The organism is Mesorhizobium terrae (assembly GCF_008727715.1).
GTDB classification, from domain to species: Bacteria; Pseudomonadota; Alphaproteobacteria; order Rhizobiales; family Rhizobiaceae; genus Mesorhizobium; species Mesorhizobium terrae.
In genome coordinates, this window is sequence record NZ_CP044218.1 from 823,908 (window position 1) to 843,248 (window position 19,341).

A 19,341-nucleotide genomic window follows, 5' to 3' on the forward strand; every position below is an offset into this window, starting at 1 on the left:
AGGGCCGACAATGTTGGCACAGCGTACGAAGCTTTTTGCGTCGTCGGGGACGGCTGCCGCGCGCGCAGCCGCCAAGGCGGCATCCGATGCCGGCAAGGAGGTCATCGACCTCACCGCAGGAGAAATATGGTCCGATCTCGCGCCGAGCGTCCGCGAGGGCGCGCTGGCCGCCATTGAACGCGGCGAGAACCGCTATACCGACACCGTCGGGCTTCGCGAACTGCGTGAAGCGCTCGCCGCAAAGGTCGCCCGCGAAACCGGGCAGGTTTGGCATGGCGAAGAGATCGCCGTCACGAACGGTGCCAAACAAGCGCTTTTCAACGCCGCGATGGTCCTGCTGGACCCGGGCGACGAAGTCATCATCCCAAGTCCATATTGGACGACCTTCCCGGCGCAGGTGCTGATTGCCGGCGGGCGGCCGGTGCATGTCGACACGCGCGACCACGGCTATGTTCCAAGAGCCGAGGATATCGAAGGCGCCATCACGCCGAAGACGCGCGCGATCGTGGTCAACACGCCCAGCAATCCGACGGGCGTCGTTTATGACCAGAGCACTTTGGAACAGATCGCCGACCTGGCAATCCGCCGCGATCTCTGGATCATCTTTGACGAATGCTACGGCGCATTCGCGCATGCACCGCACGCCCATCATCCAATTGTCTCGCTCGTGCCGGAAGCGCGCTCGCGCACCATCATCATCAATGCGTTTTCCAAGACGCTTGCTTTGACGGGCTGGCGAATTGGCTACCTGGCCGCTCCAAAAAGCGTGATCGACGCCGTCAAAGCACTCCAGTCCCACACGACATCGAACCCGAATGTGATCGCCCAGCATGCCGTCCTGGAACACCTGCGACGCGGCGACGGCAGTTATGAAAGACATCTCTCCGAGCAGTTGACCCAGGCCCGGCGGCTCGGACTGGACATCCTGTCGCGCCAGGCGATTGCCCCGCTGCCGAAGGCACAGGGCGGGTTCTACTTCTATCTCGACCTCCGGGAGCTCGCTGACAGTGGCGCAATTTCCACCGCCCCACGAACCGCGGACGATGTCGTCAATGCTCTCCTCGCCCAGGCCGGAGTGGCAGGGGTGTCGGGCAGCGCCTTCGGAGACCCGATGGGGCTGCGTCTCTCTTACGGAATTGACCACGACAAGCTCGCGCTCGGGCTGGAGAGGCTCGTCGGAGTTTTTGACGCGTGGACCGGAGCAACTCGCAACGTAGCTTAAGGAAAGTTGTCATGTTCAGGACTGAAGTACCCCAAAGCGCTGTTATCCTGGCTGCAGGTATGGGTTCGCGGCTGCGCCCCCTGACCGACTTCCGACCGAAACCCCTGGTGGAGGTCCTCGGCGTCTCGATCATCCATAACGCCCTGCGCCATCTTGGCGCGATGGGGGTCAGATCGGCCACCATCGTCGTCGGCTACAGGAAGGATGCAATCGAATACGCCTGCGGTGACCGGTTTGCGGGCGTCGACATCGACTATGTCGAATCTACTGTCTACGACCGCACCGGCAGCGCCTATTCGCTCTGGCTGGCGCGTCATACCCTGCTGAGCGGTGACATTTTCCTGCTCGAAGGAGATGTCTTCTTCGAGCGGCAGGCATTGGTCTCGTTGATGGCCGCCGGCGCCGGTGACGTCGCCGCGGTCGCACCTTTCACCGAAGAAATGGAAGGCTCCGCCGTCGTTCTTGGCCCCGCCGGGACAATTGCGGAAGTCCGCATGAAGCAGACCGCCGCAAATCTGAATGAGGCAGGCGCCCCTCGCCTCTTCAAGACCCTCAATCTGTTCCGGTTCTCGCGCGCAACCCTGTCGACGGTCATCGTGCCTGCCCTCGACGATCTGATCGGCATCGGTGCCGGCACGACCTACACCGAGCAGGTGCTGGCGCAGCTGATAGGCCGCGGCCTGAAGATCGCGGCGGCGCGCTGCGACACCGTCAAATGGTACGAGATCGACAACCAGGCCGATCTGCGCATGGCGGAAAACCTCTTCGCCACGCCGCCTGAAGTAACGCTCTTGTCGCAGGCTGTTTGACCCCTAGCCAGGGCTGAGGAGTAACGCACATGCTTCGTCAACTTGCCGATCCTGCAAACGCCATCACCGGGGCAGGTCTCGCCTTGTCCGTTGTCGGCATCAGCTTCGCACTTGCGGGCCATCCGGAAGCGGGTGTCGCGGTCACGCTCTGGGCCTTGCTGGCCGATCATCTAGACGGCGTGGTTGCCAAGCGCACCTTGGGCCGAGCACCCGAGACGGGAGAGGTTGGAAAAAACCTTGATTCCCTGGCAGACCTGGTGAGCGCAGGTATCTTTCCGGCTGTCACCTTGATCGTCGTGGGACAAGGATCGCTCCTCTCGATTCTTGCTGCAGCGACGTTGGTTTTGGCCAGCGCTCTGCGGCTGAGTTACTTCAATGTGTTCGGTTCTCCCGGTGGGCGCTTCGTTGGTGTGCCGACGACCTATGCGGTTCCTCTGACAGCGGTTCTCTTCCTGCTTCGCCCGGTGATTGCCGAGCAAATCTTTCCATCACTGTTCGCCGCTGCACTTGTCGCGCTGGCTTTGCTCCACATCGCGCCTTTGAGCGTCCCGAAAACACAAGGCGCGATGTACGTCGTCGTGACCGCCTTTTGCGTCGCCTCATCGTTGCTGCTTGCCTCGAGGACACTGGGATGAACTCGCATTCGACACTCAAGCAAGCATCGGTCAACGCTTCGTCTGCAGGCGCGGTCTTCCGGGCACTAGGCGTGGAGCCCATCGTTCAATGCGCGGGGGTGCGCACCATCTATGGCGCCAGCAACCCTTCGGATGAAGTCATCGCGGCCATGAACGCAGCAGCCGGCGCATTCGTGGACATGGATGAGTTGGCCCAAGGCGCGGGCCAGCGGCTGGCCGAGTTGACCGGCGCCGAATGGGGCGTGGTAACGGCAGGGACTGCCGCAAGCCTGGCGCTTGCAACGGCAGCCTGCATAGCCGGAAACAATCCCGAACTCATGCTGCGGCTGCCCGACACGTCCGGACTGCGCAACAAGGTCCTGATCCCCGCCGATCAGCGGTTCGCGTATGAGCAGGCCATGCGCATCGCCGGCGGTGAGATCGTCGACGTTGCGACCTATGAAGAGCTGGACAAGGCAATCGGCGAGGCTGCAATGATCTGCCTGGTTGGTCGCCTTGACGGGTCGACCACCCTCCCCCTCCAGTCCATCTTGCCGGTGGCAAAGGCACATGATGTGCCGATCCTCGTCGATGCGGCCGGTCTTTCTCCCGGCAAGCCGGATCGTTGGATCGATAGTGGAGCTGACCTGGTCGTTTATGCCGGCGGCAAATATCTGCGCGCGCCGCAATCGACGGCGATCGTCATCGGGAAAAAGACCCTCTGCCAGGCGATCTGGTGGAATGGTGCACCGCATCAGGCTTTCGGCCGATCCATGAAGATCGGAAAGGAGGAAATGGTTGGCGCGGTCGTCGCCATCGACCGTTGGATCAATCACCGATCTGCCAGGGAAGAACGAAGCCAGTGGGTGCCGCGCCTGGAGCGGATCCGATCATATCTGTCCGCCATCCCCGGCGTGTCGACCGAGATCAAAACCTGGCCAGGCTCGGTGACCGCAACCCGGCTCAAGGTTTCATGGGATTTCGACCACATCCCCTTCGACAGCGAGGAATTGCGGCTTGCGCTGCTGAGCCAGCGACCGCGCATCCTCATCCACGACTTCTGGTCAACGAGGACCTCCACAATCCTGGACCCAATCAACCTGTCCGACAAGGAAGCCGAAATCGTCGGCGCCGCTCTGGCTGCCGCTTTTGCCGATCCCGCCAGCATCGCCCCTCCAAAATCCGAGGTCATCCCCGAAATGGATGTGTCGGGTGCCTGGCATGTCGACATCGGGTTTCTTCGTGGAACGGCCAAACACCGCCTGCAGCTTCGGCAGGTTGGCCGTTCAGTGGTTGGCACGCATCACACGGAGAACCGAACCGGCGTCGTCAGCGGCGAAGTCCATGGACGCTTCCTGCGCCTGGAAGCGGCGCATGAACAGGTCCCGATCTGGCTGTTCTATGGCTTTGAGGGCGAACTGACCGAAGACGGGTCTTTCGTAGGAAAACTCAAGTTGGGCGGCACCGCCAAAGAGCATCTCGGGCCGGTGTTCAAAGGACAGTATGGCGACGCGACCTGGCGCGCGCGACGGGCGGACGCCAATCCGGCAGCACCAAAGGAGAAGGCATCATGACCGTTCACCAATCCGAGTTGCAGGTCGAAACGGCGTTCGGCCTGAAGGGCAAGGTCGCGCTCGTGGTCGGCGGCTATGGCGCGATTGGAACCAGCATCTCGCAAGCTTTGGCTGTTGCCGGCGCGACCAGCATCGTGGCCGGACGCGACGGCGAGCGCGCCGATATGCTTGCAGGCAGGCTCCGTGACGAGGGCTGGACCGCCGAGGGCATCGGCCTCGATGCCTGCGACACTGCAGACATTCGCAAGCAAGTGGCGTCTGTAGCTCAGTTGCATGGATCGGTCGACATTCTCGTCAACTGCCTGGGTTTCAACAAGGAACAGAAGCTGCTCGAGGTGACGGAGGAAGCCTTCGACGAGGTCTATTCCAGGACGCTGCGGCCAGCGATGTTTCTGTCGCAAGCGGTCGCCACCCAGCAGGTGGCCAGTGGCCGAGGCGGCAGTCACATCCACCTGCTTTCGGTGCGCTCGGCGCTCGGCTTCCGGGGCCGGGGGTACAGCGCCTTCTGCGCGGCCAAAGGGGGGCTGGCGACCCTGCTGAAACAGCAGGCGATCGAGCTTGCGCAGCACAACATCACCGTAAACGGGGTCGCGCCCGGTGCTGTCCGCACGCACAAGAACGACAAGGCGCTGGAAGATCCCGAAACCTTTCGACGAGCAGTGGCGGACATTCCCATCGGCCGACTGGCGACACCGGCGGATGTCGCCGGAGCCGTGCATTTCCTGGCCTCCCGGCAAGCGCGATTTGTGACCGGACAGATCCTTTATGTGGACGGCGGACTGACAGCCAGCGCGTGAGGCGGTGAGCTTCTATTCTCGGAGAAGGCCGATGAAAATTGGTGTTGTCGGAGCAGGAATCGTAGGCGCCTCCATCGCCTACCATCTGGCGAAGCAAGGAGCGAAGGTTTCGATCTTCGATCCCCTCCCTCCGGGAAGCGCGGTCTCCGGATCGTCTTTTGCCTGTCTTAACGCTTTTGGCCGATCCGGCGAGGATCTTGCCTTTCGCTTGCAGGCCATCCGTTACCATCGCGCACTGGCACGCGAGATTGGGTCGGAACACCTCCTGCACCTATGCGGCACAGCGCGTATAGCATCGGCCGGCGATCCCGCAGCCAAACTCGCCAGGGATGCGACCACCTTCGCATCTGCCGGGGGCGAAGTCCGTTCCGTAGCTGCCAAGGAGATGATCGATCTCGAGCCTCGGATCCATGCCCGCTTCGCCACGGAACGATTTCTTGTCGCAGAAGAAGGCTGGGTCGACTCAGGCGCGTTGTGCAAGCAGCTTGTGAAGACCGCCGTTGAACGTTTCGGCGCGCAATTTCGCAGCGCGCGCGTAGCGGGGATCCAGGCGTCAGACCGATGGGTGAGGTTAAGTTGGCAATCGGACCTCGAAACCTTCGATCGGGTCGTGCTTGCGGTGGGCAATGACACCAACTCACTGCTCAAACTGGCCGGTCTGCGGGAACTGCCGATCAAGACGCTGCCTGGCCCGCTCCTCGTGCTCACCACGCAAGACACAAGTGTGATCAGGCATGTCGTCTATGCGGACGGATTCCATATCCGGCCCGGTCAGGGCGGATATATAGCTGGAGTGTCAGCGCTACCGGGTGAACTCGAACCATTGAAACGCCTCGAAGGGGAACGCCTGGACCTGTTGGCGGCCGGCGCGCGCTGGCTCGACGGTTTCCTCCATGTGCCGAGAAGCTGGACGACCTGCCCGCGGCCTGTACCCGCCAGCGATCATCCAATCGTAGGGCCACGAGAGGAATGCGCCGCGATCTCCGTGGCTGCCATGCATGGTGGCGTCACGCTTGCCCCATTGATCGGGAAGATTGCGGCATCTGAGATCGTCGCGGCGCTGGGCTGGCCCCGGAGCATCGGAAGACCGCCAACACATTCCTCGCATCTGTTGAGCGAACGCGAACAGTTGCCCTCAGCCTGGCTGGCTGCAAGCGTTTGAATCCCAAAGGACCACGCACATGCAAACATCGATTAGGCATGAACTGCAAACGGCAATTGAACCCATTAGCCTTATCCGCAGCACGCCACCCACGCCCCCATGGGTCGGCGAAGCATTGATCAGGGCGTTCGGGGAGATCAGTCGAAGCGCGAAGATCGAAAGTCTCATGCGATATCACACCTTCCGTGGCAGCGAGGAGGATCGGGATATTGCCCGCCGCTGGTTGAGCGAGCGCCTTGGCCCAGCTGTCGAGACTGATCGCATCATCATGACCAACGGCACCCAAAGCGCGCTTTTTCTGGCGCTTCGATCGGTCGTCGGCATTGGGGACCACCTGCTGACCGAGGATATCAGCTACTACGGGCTACGACGTCTGGCGGCATTGCTTGGCATCACGGTCAGCGGCATCGCCATGGACGCTGATGGGGCGCTTCCCGATGCTTTTGACGAGGCCTGTCGTGACCGCCGGCCGCGTGCGCTTTTCCTGCAGCCAACCCTGCACAATCCAACATCGATTGTCATGTCACGAACGCGACGCCTTGAGCTTGCCGACGTCGCACGCAAGTACGGCGTTCCGATCATAGAAGATGATGTCTACGGAAGCTTGCCGTCGATTGCGCCAGAGCCAATTGCTTCACTTGCGCCTGATATCTGCTGGTTCGCTACCGGCCCGGCCAAATGCATGGGGCCTGGGCTTCGACTGGGTTACCTTGTCGCGCCATTCAGCGCCGACGCAGGCAAGGCTGCGGCGGCCTTCGACACGATTTCAACCTGGCACGCAAACCCGCTATCGGCAGCAATCATGTCGCGCTGGGTGATGGACGGCACGCTTGTTGGCATTCGCGATGCCGTCCGTGCTGAGATCGTTGCCCGGCAAGCGATCGCCCGCGGATGCTTGTCTGGCTTCCCCCTCGCCACCCACCCTGAGTCCGTCTTCCTCTGGATGGAACTTGCCGCCACAACCAACCAGGATCGCCTTCTCCAGCAGCTTGCCGATGTCGGCGTGATCCTACGCCCTGGCCACATGTTCTTCGTCGATCCCCACAAGTCCCACAACAGCATTCGGATCGTGATCGGCAGTCCCGACACACAGGATGAACTGTTCACGGCACTCACCAGATTGGCAAAGACGGTCAGATCGTAAACGGTCAAAGACGATGCAAACGAGCACGCCAATTTACATTGTCATGGAGATGGCATGCTTCGTGCTTATCGCCACGCTCTTGCGCATCTCGAGTGCAGAAATATCGATCTACCAGCTTACATTCCTGCGGTACGGCTCAAGCTTTCTGTTGCTGTTGCCATTTTCATTTAAATTGTGCCCGCGCATGGAAATCACGGATGTTAAGAGGCACGCACCGAGATCCCTTCTAATCTATATTTCCGCGCTCGCCTGGACGTATGCGATACACTCCATAGACGTGGGTTTGGCGCAGGCTCTCCTCTACACAAAGACGATATTGCTTGGAGCCTTAGCGGGCCGGCTCGGATCTGCCGCACCATCCCGCGTCGAGTGGATTTGCATTACCACCGGCGTCGCAGGCGTAATTCTTGCCGTGAGCCCGTCCCTCAACTCGGCACCAGTGCCGGGCGCCGCCGCCGCGTTGTTGTCCGCCCTGACGGCTTCTGTGATTGCAAGTCAGACCAGGCTCATTGGCGCCTTCCAGGCTCCCATCATGGCGACCTTGATAACGAGCGCGTTGACATGTGCGTTCGCATTGCCGCTGGCCGCAATCTCATGGCGTCCGCTGAACCTGGATGAGGTAATCCTCGTCTGCGCCATCGGGCTGCTCACGACGATCTCCCAGGCACTGCTTTTCCGGGTATTCCCAAGATCCGGATTGCCAAGAATTGCAATAATCGATCTGGGAAGAATTATATTGGCGACACTTGCGGGAGTAATATTCTTCAAGAACGCCGTTACACCAAGCTACATAGTGGGAATATTGATTATTTCACTAAGTATATTTTCTGCAATCCGGTTTTCGTGACGAAACCCGGCCCGACAGGTCGACAGTGTTGGAAGGAGATGTGCCATGAATGTACTGCAGAGCGTCGGGGCAACCCGACAGTCGCAATCCAGCAGCATATTTCGACAGGTTGCCGGCCACTATAGATACCGGCCACGCTATCCGCGCGCCCTCATAGCACACGTATCGGGCCTCTCGTCGTCCCTCGACCACAGCCTTCCTGCGGTTGACGTCGGCGCAGGAACAGGTCTTTTCACGTTCGCGCTTGCGCAGTTTCTGGTTCCACAGCGTCAGGTGGTGGGTGTCGAGCCCAGTGCAGACATGAGAGCAAACGCCGTCGCGGTTTCCCCCGCATCCGGCAGCAACGTGACGTTCGTGGACGGCTCATCCACGCATCTTCCATTTGCCGACAGGTCGCTTGCCCTGGTCACAGCCGCCTGCGCCTATCATCGGTTCTCGCGCCAGAAGTTCCTGAACGAATGCGCCAGGGTTCTCTGCCCGCAGGGACTTCTCGCAATTGTCGACTACCAACTGGTGAGTCCGCCCGGTTCCGCTGGAGACGAGATATTCTGTCTCCTCGAGAAATTCGCCCCGGTCTTCGTTCGTGGCCACAGAACCAATGAACACGGCCAGTATGAGAGCATCGACATCTCCCGGGAGGTTCTTTCCTGCCGGTCATTTTCTTCCGGCCACGCAGCACATTGGTGCAACGAGCTGGAATTTTCCGAAAATGAATTCATTGGGTATGTGAGCACCTTGTCGCCCACGCTGATCGGGATGCGCCGATTAGGACGACCCGCGGTGGAGTCTCTGTTGCGGTCTATATTCCACAGCCATGAAAGCAGTGGGCGTGTCGCAATGTCGTTCGACACGCTGGGCGTTTTCTGCGTGAACGGTGCTTGAACATCAGGCGCTGTTCAGGCGCCGGCCGTTTCACGGATGGCGCTCAGCGCCCGCCTGAGTTCCTCTCGCGTTTCCGGGCTTCCCAAGACAATGCGGATCGCGTCGACGGGCCTGTCCGGATGAAAGGCAAACATCGAACCGGGTCGAAGGATGACGCCGGCCTTGGCAGCTGCATCGATGAAAGAATCCTGGTCGTGTTGAACAGGCAGCGTCAGCCAAAGATGCAGACCGTTTGGGTGGGCCGCGTATTGGCTGCCTGCCAGGATCTCGCGCGCAATCTCCTGCCGGCCCGATGCTTCGGCGCGTACGGCGTCGAGAATACGCTTTGCGGTCCCTCCGCTTATCCACTTATCTGCCAACGCCGATGAAAGCGGCGACATATGCCAGGTCGAGGTGACCTGAAAACGCTCGAAGACGGATGCAGCGTGACTTGTGGAGGGCGCAACGAGATAGCCAGCCTTCAGCCCAGGCGAGACACATTTTGCCAGACCGGTCGCAAACCAGCAGATATCGGGTGCCAGTGCCGCGATCGGTGGTGGCGCGTCGTGCGGCAGCGCGCCATAGACGTCGTCCTCGATAATTGCAACGCCGTACTTTCTCGCAATATCGATGATCTCTCTGCGCCGTTCGAGCGACATCACCAGCGTCGTTGGATTGTGGATGGTTGGCGTCAGGAAGAGCGCCTTCGGCGATCGCGTCCGGCAAGCGTCTTCAAACGCGTCCGGCAGCGCTCCATCCCGATCCATCTCAATGCAGTCGACTTCGACATTCAGAAAACCGGCCAGACGGCGAAAGCCATAGTAGCTGAACGCCTCGACGAGGACCAAGCCACCACTGCCAACAACGGCTGCGAGCGTCAGCATCAGGGCATTCTGTGTGCCGTTGGTCGCGATGATGCGACCGATCTCAAGCCCCCCACCCATGCGATCCGACATCCAGGACGCCCCCACCTCCCGGTCTCGTTCGGTACCCGCGAACCGGTGGTATCTAAGGAGCGTGGACAGGTCATGCGCCTGGGAAATCTCCAGGAGCGCATTTTTGATCTCGTCACCGATCCAGCCCGGCGTCGGCGGAGTCGTACGAATGAGACTGATGGGTTCTGCCACCGAGAAATCTCTTTGATTGATCGTCATTGCAAGCGACCTTCAAGCTGGAGTGACAAGCTTACCGGGAGTCGACAGCAGGCTCACATCAGCCCCTGGACGGCACTTGTTATCTGATCGAGGGCATCCTTTGGCTCGGTTTCCTGGAACAGGACCTTGCGCATCGCATCTTCGATCACGGGAGTAACTTTCAGGGAATTTTCGCCGGGAAACGAGAACCAGCTCGTCATGCTCGGCAACTGGCCAACGGCCACCATCAGGTTGGGTTCGCTCTTATAGTAGTTGCCGAGGAGGCCGGGATCCTTGATCGCCAGGGTGTTGACCGGAATATAGGACGTTGATTTCGCCATCTGCGTCTGCGCGTCTGGTCCGGTGAAGAACTTGACGAAGTCCCAGGCCACCTTCTGCTTCTCGGGGTCTTTCGTGTGGATCATGATGGCGCTGCCGCCGGCCGGCAGGATTCCATTCGGCTGTGTCGAGGGAAAAGGCGCGACGCGCATTTCGAAATGCCCGGCGGCTTGCTTGGTGTAGAGGGTGATGTCCGAGCTGGATGTAACGAAAATGCCGAGCGAACCGCCGGCGAATGCCTGCTTGGCCTGATCGCGCGTCATGTCCTTCATTCCGGAACGGCCAATCTCCTTCAGGGTTTTGAAGGCCTCCAGCCCCTCGGGACCATTGAAAGCCACCTGCTTCTCGTCCGGCGTCATCATGTGGCCGCCTTGAGATTGCACCAGCGCGATGAATGTCCAGTTGGCTGTCGGGGTATAGTCGAAGAAGATGCTTCCGCTGGGAGCATCGATCTTTTTTGCCAGGTCGGAAATTCCCTGCCACGTTGTCGGCAGCTTGTCCGGATCGCCCCCGGCCTTCCTGACGAGGTCGATGTTGAAATAGACGATCGGCACAGACAGTTGGTATGGAATGCCGATTGTCTCTTCGCCCTTTTTGGCCATGCTCATCACGGATTGCGAATATCCGCGGTTCTCCCAACCGTTTTCTTGCGCGATGAAACCCTGAAGCGGCACAGCCAGGCCGCGCTCGGCGAACAACCTTACGAAACTCAGCCCCTGGAACCCGACATCCGGTACATCTCCCGTCAGAGATGACCGCAACATCAACTGCGTCATTTCGGTGTAATTCTTGACGACATCAAGCTTTACCGCAGTGCCTTTGTTCTGCTCTTCGAAAAGCTGGACCAGCTTCTCCATCGAGTCTTTGTTCACATAGGCATTGGAGTAAAGAACCCTGAGCGTGGTTTCGGAAAACGCCGGGCTCGCGCCCATGGTGGCAACGAACAGCGCCAATGCGCACTTAGAGATAGACGGGATCCTCATTTAACTCTCCAAGATGATCGAGTATGTCCTAGGGCCGTGCGGTGACGCCTCTGGTCAAGCAGTCAGGCGTGCTCAACCCCTTTGTGATCAGTCCGATCGGCCGCCCCGCAATCAGCCGTCCAACAGCTTTGAACGCTCATAGGCAGCGATCGGCTTTTCTTCGCCTGCAGCGATGTGAACAACGACCCGCTCTTGGCCGCTGTCCCAGCCCTCCCGATTGTGAAGAACCGCCCGATTGTCGAAAATGACAAGATCTTCGGCTTCCAGCGCGATGCTGAATTGTTCGCCACCGCGGAACACCTCGGCCCACAGCCGCTCCATCAGGTTCCGGCTTTCTTCCGGTGATTTGCCTTCAATCAGGGCATCGCGGCGCCGCGGCAGATAAAGCAGTGGGCGGCGCGTCTCGGAGTGCAATCTCACCAGCGGATGCGATGTTCCCTCCGCGCGCCGTTCCACGCTCACCGAAGGTCCTTCCCAGAAGTCCCAGAGTCCCTGGGAACGGTTGTGGAGACTGTGGATGGCACGCAAGGGCGCAATCTCTCGCCGTAACTCCGCAGTGAGCGACTCGTACACATGGTATGCACTCAAGAAACCCGTTCTGGGCGGGTTCGCCGGCGCCTTCTTGCAATAGAGGATGGAGTAATTCATCGGCGCCGGTTTGAACGATCCATCCGTATGCCAGATCTGGGCGACTGCGCCCTTGTCGCCGATCGGAAGACCGTCGGGTCCTACGGCGTTGGACAGGACCTTCAGCTCTGCGGGTCCCGATTGGCTCGACTTGGGTTCTTGATGATTGTGGCGGTCGTTCTGCAGGGGGCCGAAGAGCTGGGCAAATGCGACAAGCTGGTTATCGTCCATCTGCATGTTACGGAAGCGCAGGACGAGATATTGGTTCAAGGCGCGCTTGAGGGATTCAGCAATCCAAGGATTGCCCGGGTCCAAAACGTCACCGGCAGATATGCCCTGCACATCGCCTCCGATCATCTCTGGCCCTGTGACGATTTCAAATGGCCTTTCAACATCCGCTCTCAACCTGGCCGGCATTGCATTGCTCCCTGAACTGATGATGTCTGCTTCATTTGATGGCTCCGCCGGTCAGGCCTTCGACGAACCAGCGCTGGGCGGCCAGAAAAGCGATTATGAGAGGCGCGACGACGAGGGTCGACGCCGCCATGAGCGGGCCGTAATCGCTGCCGGCCTCTTCGTTCTTGAACGTCATGATGCCCAAAGGCGGCGGCATCATTTCTTCGGAACGAACGGCAATCAGCGGCCAGAACAGGTCGTTCCAATGGCTGACGACCGAGAAGATGGAAAAGGCAATGATTGCCGGCAGGGCCATCGGCACCATGACGCGCCAGACGATGGCAAACTCCGAAAGTCCATCGAGCCGTGCCGCGTGGACCACATCGTCCGGTATTGTCTTGAAGAACTGCCGCATCAGGAAGATGCCGAATGGCGATACGATGAATGGGAAGATCAGCGCAGCATAGGTGTTCAAGATGCCGAGTTGGTATCCCATGATGAATTGCGGCAGCGCCAACACCTGGTGGGGGATCAAGAGACCGATCAGCACCAGCCCGAACAGCAGATTGCGGCCCTTGAATTGGAGTTTGGCGAGTGCGTAGGCGGGCGGCGCGCACACCAGAATCTGCAGTACCAAGATAGCCAGACAAATGCCGACGCCGTTCAGCATGAATTTCGGCAGTGGAGATGCCGTCAGTGCCCGACCATAGTTCTCAACCAGATTCCAGTGTCGAGGCAGCAGAGAGAAGGAGCCACGAAAAATCTCGCCCGGCGACTTCACGGACAAGGATACCATCCAGACAAAGGGCACCGACACGAGGGCGGCCGTCGTCAGCAAAATAACGTGGCGGGCAATCGCGCCGGGCCAATCTGTTCTCATGAGTAGTGCACCCGCCTGTCCATGACGCGAGCCTGAATAAGCGTGAGTGCGATCACGATGGTCAGAAAGACGATGGTGACCGCGGCCCCATAGCCGGTGCGCAGATATTCGAAGCTTTCGCGATAGAGCGTGTAGAGCAGAACTTCTGAAGCGTTGCCTGGTCCGCCCTTGGTGAGGATCTGGACGGTATCGAATGCTTCGAAGGCACGCAGTGCGACGACGATGACGACAAACATCGTTACTGGCCCGAGCATCGGCAAGGTAACGGTGCGCAGCCGGTCGAGCCAGCTGTCTGCACCATCAATGTCCGCGGCGTCGTAGAGATCGCGCGGGATGGACTTCAGCCCGGCAAGGAAAAGTACCATGGCAAAGCCAAGGTTCTGCCAGATGGCGATCACGGCCAGAACCGGCAGAACGGTCTTCTCGTCGCGCAACCAGTTGGCAGTCGGAAGACCGAGTGCTGAAAGCGTCTGGTTGACGAGGCCGATCGTGGGATGCAGCAGCGCTTCCCAGGCAATCGCCATGGCAGCCAGCGTCGCCATGAAGGGTATGAAATGGATGGCGCGGTAAAAGGCGCGAAGCGATTTTCCGCTTTCGATCAACAGGGCGATGAAAAGCCCCAGGAAAACGGATCCCGGCACCACCATCAACACGTAGAGGATTGTGTTGGCAAGCGACGCGCGAAAGGCCTTGTCGGAGAAAAGTTCGGAAAAGTTGCGTGTCCCCACGAAGGACATGGTGCGCGCGCCGAATTGCCAGTCTGTCACGGCAATGACCAACACGCCTCCAATTGGAAGGACAAAAAGGCAGAGCAGCAAAAAGGCAGCCGGCCCCGCCAGGCAATAAGCGGACAGAGCCTCGCCAACCGCAGAAGCGGGTTTGGGCACGGGCCGAGCGCTCGGGAAGACCTCGACACTGGCCGTCATCAGGCAATCTCCCTCAGGGGCGTTACGCTGGCGGCGGGCAGCAGGCGTTCACCGCCCTTATCGAAGACCAGAAACCGGTCAGGGCGCACGCTGAGATTGACGAGTTGGCCGTGGGCAAGATGCGGAGCCCGCTCGGCCAGAAGGCGTGCCACAAGTGGCTCGCCGGCGTTCAGCGCGAGATGCACAAACAGGTCGGAACCCATATGTTCGATCAGCCGGATGGTTCCGGCGATCGCTCCTGGTTCGTTGCGGTCGCAAAGATGAAAGGCTTCCGGCCGAATGCCCAGCGTGACCTCAGCACCAATGTCGAGAGCGACATTGGTGGCGAAGCTGACTCCACCCGCCTCGATATGACCGCGCTGGCGAACCACGCCGTCGAGCATGCTGATCTTGGGACTGCCCACGAATTCGGCGACCCGGCGATCGGTCGGATTGGCATAGATTTGCTGGGGCGGAGCCACCTGCAGCAATTCGCCGTCGAGCATCACCGCGACCCGATCCGAAAGCGTCATCGCCTCGGATTGATCATGGGTAACATAGATGAAGGTGACGCCCAGCCGCCGATGCAGTTCCTTTATTTCGGAGCGCATCTGGACGCGCAGTTTTGCGTCCAGATTGGATAGAGGTTCATCCATCAGGAAGACCGCGGGATGGCGCACCATGGCGCGACCTACCGCCACGCGCTGTCGCTGGCCACCGGAAAGCTGGCCGGGCTTGCGGGTCAGGAGATGATCAATTCCAACCGCGCCGGCTGCCTGCTGGACCTCTTCCTCGATTGCAGCTTTCGCCTGTGCCGTTCCCGGAAGAAAGCGCCCAAGCAGCGGCAGGCGCTGCAAGGATGACAGTCGCCGCATCTTGAGCGGCAGACCGATGTTTTCGGCGACGGTCATATGCGGATAGAGCGCATAGGACTGGAACACCATCGCGATGTCGCGCTGCTTTGCACGCAAACCGTCGACAACGCGCCCGCCGATCGAAACGCTGCCTTTATCTTGAGGCTCCAGACCTGCCAGTATGCGCAGGAGGGTCGACTTGCCGCAGCCCGACGGCCCGAGCAAAGTGAGGAATTCACCGTCTTCGACAGCAAGGCTCAGATTGCACAGAACCTGGCTGGTTCCATATGATTTCGAGATGTCGGTGAACAGCACGCCAGACATCATGCCACCTCTGTCGTTTTGATCACGCCGGCACCGGCAGCCTCAGCCCATCCGCCATCCAGGTAGACTGCCGATCCCACCTGCGTCCGCTGAATACGCTGCAGGAGGCCGCCGGACCGGATTTCGGAAACCTGAGTGACACTCGCCAAGAGAGGCGCGACAGCCGATCGCCGAGCTAGCACTTCCGAAAGCACGCGCCCCGTCATGCTCGAAGGTGGCTGCATATCGAGAGCCTCAAGGATGGTAGGGACGACGTCGCAAATACCGGACGGCACTTTGGAGACGTGTCCACCGGCCAGGAACTTTGACCCCGCGACAATGCCGACCGAGGCCAGTTCCTTGGAGTGCAAGCCGCCATGGACGCCAAGGCCAGGCATCCTCGCATTGTCGTAGAACGTCCCGCCTACGAGACCGAACCGATCCCTGCGGTCGTCCGCGCGAAAGGCAAAATAGACATCAGGGGCCCGTTCGTGGTTCGCCATGACCAGGCTGCTTGCAAAGGTTCCCGGGACGACCCCCTCGATTTCGTTTCCGGGCGCCGTGAACACTGGACCGACCCAGGGAAATTCGCTCAGCGCGCCGACGAGCCGTGTCAGCTGTTCGCTGCTGCGGTCGGCAAGGTAGAGAGCGCCGACCTGTCCGGGCACGACAACGACGTCAACGTCCGGCGCTGGCGCGGTTCCCGGATTGAAGCCGACGTCGGAAAGACAATCGGCAACGGAGACGCGTGTATGTGCGGTAATGTGGCCATGGTCCGACAGCGCGATGATCTGTACGCCTGCGGCCCGTCCCTCGGCTTCCCACCAGTCCAGAATACGCCCAAATTCAGCATCACAGTGTTTGATCACCCGGCGGGTCGCGGCAGCACCCGTACCATTGTGGTGAGAACAGGTATCCGGCTCGCCATAGGACAGAATGGTCACGTCCGGAGTCCGCTCGGGCCACAGGTAGTCGAGAAAGATCGTGGTGATCAGCGTCTGCGCATCGAGGTCCGGCTCCCCGACAGGAGGGACCGGCGGCAGGGGCCCGTAACGTGTAACAACATCGTCTAGGACATGTTTGGGCGTGCAGGCTTCGGGAAAATGGCCGGACAAACGGACATGGCCGAAGGCCTCGGCTTTGTGGTGGAAGAGCCGCGTCGTGCCGGGCGTGTTGGAGGCTAGGACCGCAAGGCTTCGACCGGCGCGCCCAAGCAGCTCGCCCAAAGTAGGTGCGCTCATAAGCTGGCCGCCGCTTTCCCGATCCAGCCGATCCAGCAGGACCGCATCAGCCGTGTCTATATAGCGTTGCGGGTTGACGCTGCGATCGACGTATTTGTTGCCGACCATCCCATGAACGGCTGCTGTGCTTCCGGTCACGAAACTTGGGAAAGCAGTCCTGGTTTCACTTGGATAGATCGTTCGCTGCGCCGCGAGCGTCGTGCCAAGCTTCTTGAGCCGGACGAGATTTGGTGTCTGCTGATCGTCGATCAGATCCGGCCGCAGCCCATCAAAACTGACGATTACGAATTTGGTTTCTGGCATCGGCCCGAGCCTGGTTGATGGAATTTGGGCTACCGGGCCGCTGTTACGCTCCTGTGACAATCATCGAATAATTCGAACCAAATCCGTCCCAATGTGATCCCCCCGTTTTTTAGAAAGGGAACTGTTTTGCCCGAGGGACATGAATCGCTGCCGCTCAACTCTGTGCGGGCCTTCGCCGTGATCGCGCGTGAGAAGAGCGTCACGCGAGCCGCAGTCGTATTGGGCATCGCGCAAAGCGCGGTGAGCCGGCACCTGGCCGTCCTCGAAGACTATCTCGGCTCGAAACTTGTCGAGCGGCGGGGACGCAACTCCGAACTCACCGCGTTCGGGAGGCTCTTCGCCACCGCCGTCAGCGAGCCGCTCGACACCATTTATTTTACAGCGCAGCGCATGAAGCGCAGGCAGACGGATCTGAACCGAATTCTCGTCAGGACATCGCTGCCGACCTTCGCCTCGACGCTTCTCATCCCGAACATCCAGGCGTTTTCGACCGAGGCCGGCGGCGCGGTGGTCGACGTTGTCACCACGCTCTCCCAACCGACGTCAGCCGACAATTTCGACGTGCTGATTACGCGCGATCTAGCCTTGGCCGAACCTTCCGACAGATGGGTTCTGCTCAACGAGGACTTGGTTTGCGTCGGCTCTCCGCGACAAGTTGCCGGCAAGGAGATCGATATCGTGACACGCGTTCCGATCGTCTCCATCACCTCTCGTCCAGATACTCTTCCAACCTGGTTGCGGGGGATGGACATCCGCCAGGAAGACATCAAGCTGGGCGCTCGATACGACCATCACTATCTGGCGCTTCCCGCGATAGCGCACGGAAGAAGCCTTCTGGTGACCCCGGAGGTCCTTGTCCGGGATCTGATCAAGCAGGGATTGCTGGAAATCGTCAAAGGTACCCGTACGCCGAGCGGTATGCAGTATCACGCCCATGCAGTCGACCGCAGTCAAAATCTGGATCTGGCGCGAATGTTCTGCCGATGGCTCGTGCGCTTGTGCAAGGAAGACCAACCCAAGTCCAAATTGCTGGGCGCCGCATCGAAATAGTCGATGAATGGCATTCAGTTGCTAGATGGCCCAAGTTGATGGGTAAAAACAAAATGCGCAGACCGGCCTCGATATGAAGTCGAGGTCTTTGCAATGACGATACTTTCAAACCGGCTCCAGCTTGTCCGCCCATCCGAAACAAAGGCGATGACTGCGCGCGCCGCGGCTCTGAGAACCAGCGGAGTCAATGTCATTGTTCTCAGTCAGGGCGAGCCCGATTTCCCGACACCGGCGGCAATTTGCGACGCTGGAGTGCGTGCCATTGGCAAGGGTCTGACGCGCTATACTGCCGTTGCCGGCGCCACGCAGCTGCGCGAGGCAATCTGCGCCAAACTAAAGCGCGATTATGGGGTGGATTATCGTGCCGACGATGTGACTGTTGGTTGTGGCGCCAAGCAGGTCATCTTCAACGCGCTCTATGCCAGCCTTGATGCCGGTGATGAAACCATCATCCCAACTCCGTGCTGGGTTTCGTATCCGGATATGGTCGCTCTGGCGGGCGGGACTGCGGTGCTGGTACCGTGCGAGCCGGAACGCGGTTTCAAGCTCACTGCAGAAGCTCTGGCCGGCGCTATCACCGAGCGCACGAAATGGCTGATGTTGAATTCGCCATGCAACCCGACCGGCGCAGTCTATTCTTCTGATGAGCTTTCAGCGTTGGCGCAAGTCCTGCGAGACCATCCGCAGGTGCACGTGCTTTCGGACGATATTTACGAAAAACTTGTCTACGAGGTTCCTTTCGCCTCGATTCTTACAGTCGCCCCAGACCTGTTCGAGCGGACTGTGATCGTCAACGGCGTCTCGAAGGCAAGCGCGATGACGGGTTGGCGCGTCGGTTATGCCGCCGGGCCGACGCACCTTATCAAGGCCATGAACACGATCCAGGGCCAGACCTCATCGCACACAAGCTCGATCTCGCAATACGCAGCGGTCGAGGCCGTCGGCGGAGATCAGCACTATGTCGCGGATTTCGTGGCCGAGTTCCGAAAGCGCCGGGACCTTGTCGTCGGCCTGCTCGCGCGGGCGCCTGGCCTGAGCTGTTCTGTTCCGGACGGTGCCTTCTATGCCTTTCCCTCATGTGCGGGGTTGATTGGCAAGCGGACACCTCAAGGCAAGATCATTGCCAGCGACGTCGATTTCACGGACTACCTTCTCGACCAGTTCGGCGTCGCAGCCGTACCGGGATCGGCATTCCTGGCACCATCGTTTCTGCGGATCTCATATGCGTCGTCACAGACGGAACTCGATCTGGCCTGCAAACGGATAATCTATGCGTGCGAGGCACTGACGTGAGGAT

18 protein-coding genes are annotated in these 19,341 nt (G+C 60.0%); 11 read left to right on the forward strand and 7 right to left on the reverse strand.

Translation table 11 applies throughout. From position 1 onward, the window contains the following. Positions 1-10 precede the first annotated feature (10 nt). Genes FZF13_RS05060 through FZF13_RS05100 form a run of 9 tightly spaced genes read left to right on the forward strand, consistent with a single transcriptional unit; the run spans position 11 to position 9,051 of the window. Positions 11-1,222 carry an aminotransferase class I/II-fold pyridoxal phosphate-dependent enzyme gene (locus tag FZF13_RS05060; RefSeq protein WP_065997684.1) on the forward strand — a complete coding sequence of 404 codons (1,212 nt, stop codon included), beginning with the start codon at positions 11-13 and terminating at the stop codon, positions 1,220-1,222. Between the two features lie 11 nt (positions 1,223-1,233). Further along, entirely contained in the window at positions 1,234-2,031 is a 798-nt protein-coding gene (locus tag FZF13_RS05065) for a phosphocholine cytidylyltransferase family protein (RefSeq protein WP_065997686.1), read from the forward strand. 29 nt (positions 2,032-2,060) lie between these two features. Further along, the gene (locus FZF13_RS05070) at positions 2,061-2,666 is read left to right on the forward strand and encodes a CDP-alcohol phosphatidyltransferase family protein (protein ID WP_065997688.1); all 606 of its coding nucleotides are present in this window, start codon (positions 2,061-2,063) and stop codon (positions 2,664-2,666) included. Beyond that, entirely contained in the window at positions 2,663-4,219 is a 1,557-nt protein-coding gene (locus FZF13_RS05075; protein ID WP_065997690.1) for a hypothetical protein, read from the forward strand. The genes FZF13_RS05070 and FZF13_RS05075 overlap by 4 nt, the downstream gene beginning before the upstream one ends. Before the next feature lie 17 nt (positions 4,220-4,236). Beyond that, positions 4,237-5,016: an SDR family NAD(P)-dependent oxidoreductase gene (locus FZF13_RS05080; protein ID WP_245317487.1), complete on the forward strand. Its 780-nt coding sequence runs from the start codon at positions 4,237-4,239 to the stop codon at positions 5,014-5,016. Between the two features lie 31 nt (positions 5,017-5,047). After that, positions 5,048-6,178 (forward strand): NAD(P)/FAD-dependent oxidoreductase, encoded by a 1,131-nt coding sequence (locus FZF13_RS05085; RefSeq protein ID WP_065997697.1) that lies wholly within the window; start codon positions 5,048-5,050, stop codon positions 6,176-6,178. A gap of 19 nt (positions 6,179-6,197) precedes the next feature. Continuing rightward, positions 6,198-7,322 carry an aminotransferase-like domain-containing protein gene (locus FZF13_RS05090; RefSeq protein WP_083237715.1) on the forward strand — a complete coding sequence of 375 codons (1,125 nt, stop codon included), beginning with the start codon at positions 6,198-6,200 and terminating at the stop codon, positions 7,320-7,322. A gap of 13 nt (positions 7,323-7,335) precedes the next feature. Next, on the forward strand, positions 7,336-8,169 hold the full coding sequence (locus tag FZF13_RS05095; RefSeq protein WP_065997700.1) for a DMT family transporter: 834 nt from the start codon (positions 7,336-7,338) through the stop codon (positions 8,167-8,169). Between the two features lie 45 nt (positions 8,170-8,214). Continuing rightward, entirely contained in the window at positions 8,215-9,051 is an 837-nt protein-coding gene (locus tag FZF13_RS05100; RefSeq protein ID WP_065997702.1) for a class I SAM-dependent methyltransferase, read from the forward strand. 14 nt (positions 9,052-9,065) lie between these two features. Here the strand turns inward: FZF13_RS05100 and FZF13_RS05105 are convergent, their stop codons facing one another. The 7 genes from FZF13_RS05105 to FZF13_RS05135 all read right to left on the reverse strand — a co-directional run bounded on the left by FZF13_RS05105 (position 9,066) and on the right by FZF13_RS05135 (position 16,994). Then, positions 9,066-10,184 (reverse strand): aminotransferase-like domain-containing protein, encoded by a 1,119-nt coding sequence (locus tag FZF13_RS05105; RefSeq protein WP_083237716.1) that lies wholly within the window; start codon positions 10,182-10,184, stop codon positions 9,066-9,068. 53 nt (positions 10,185-10,237) lie between these two features. Continuing rightward, a complete protein-coding gene (locus FZF13_RS05110; protein WP_167523848.1) occupies positions 10,238-11,455 on the reverse strand; it encodes an ABC transporter substrate-binding protein in 1,218 nt (405 codons plus the stop codon). A 141-nt stretch (positions 11,456-11,596) separates the two neighbouring features. Further along, positions 11,597-12,529 (reverse strand): TauD/TfdA dioxygenase family protein, encoded by a 933-nt coding sequence (locus FZF13_RS05115; RefSeq protein WP_083237717.1) that lies wholly within the window; start codon positions 12,527-12,529, stop codon positions 11,597-11,599. Positions 12,530-12,560: 31 nt separating this feature from the next. Then, entirely contained in the window at positions 12,561-13,388 is an 828-nt protein-coding gene (locus tag FZF13_RS05120; RefSeq protein ID WP_065997712.1) for a carbohydrate ABC transporter permease, read from the reverse strand. Further along, a complete protein-coding gene (locus tag FZF13_RS05125) occupies positions 13,385-14,314 on the reverse strand; it encodes a carbohydrate ABC transporter permease (protein ID WP_065997714.1) in 930 nt (309 codons plus the stop codon). Before FZF13_RS05125 ends, FZF13_RS05120 begins: the two co-directional genes overlap by 4 nt. Continuing rightward, positions 14,314-15,471, reverse strand: coding sequence for an ABC transporter ATP-binding protein (locus FZF13_RS05130; protein WP_065997775.1), 1,158 nt, complete (start codon positions 15,469-15,471; stop codon positions 14,314-14,316). Before FZF13_RS05130 ends, FZF13_RS05125 begins: the two co-directional genes overlap by 1 nt. Further along, a complete protein-coding gene (locus FZF13_RS05135) occupies positions 15,471-16,994 on the reverse strand; it encodes an alkaline phosphatase family protein (protein ID WP_065997719.1) in 1,524 nt (507 codons plus the stop codon). The genes FZF13_RS05130 and FZF13_RS05135 overlap by 1 nt, the downstream gene beginning before the upstream one ends. A 126-nt stretch (positions 16,995-17,120) precedes the next feature. On the opposite strand from FZF13_RS05135, the gene FZF13_RS05140 reads away from it, so the two are divergent. Together FZF13_RS05140 and FZF13_RS05145 are read left to right on the forward strand one after the other, a co-directional pair. Further along, complete coding sequence (locus tag FZF13_RS05140; protein WP_017865986.1) at positions 17,121-18,044, forward strand: LysR family transcriptional regulator; 924 nt, start codon at positions 17,121-17,123, stop codon at positions 18,042-18,044. 93 nt (positions 18,045-18,137) lie between these two features. Further along, positions 18,138-19,337: a pyridoxal phosphate-dependent aminotransferase gene (locus FZF13_RS05145; RefSeq protein ID WP_065997721.1), complete on the forward strand. Its 1,200-nt coding sequence runs from the start codon at positions 18,138-18,140 to the stop codon at positions 19,335-19,337. The last annotated feature ends 4 nt before the right edge of the window (positions 19,338-19,341 follow it).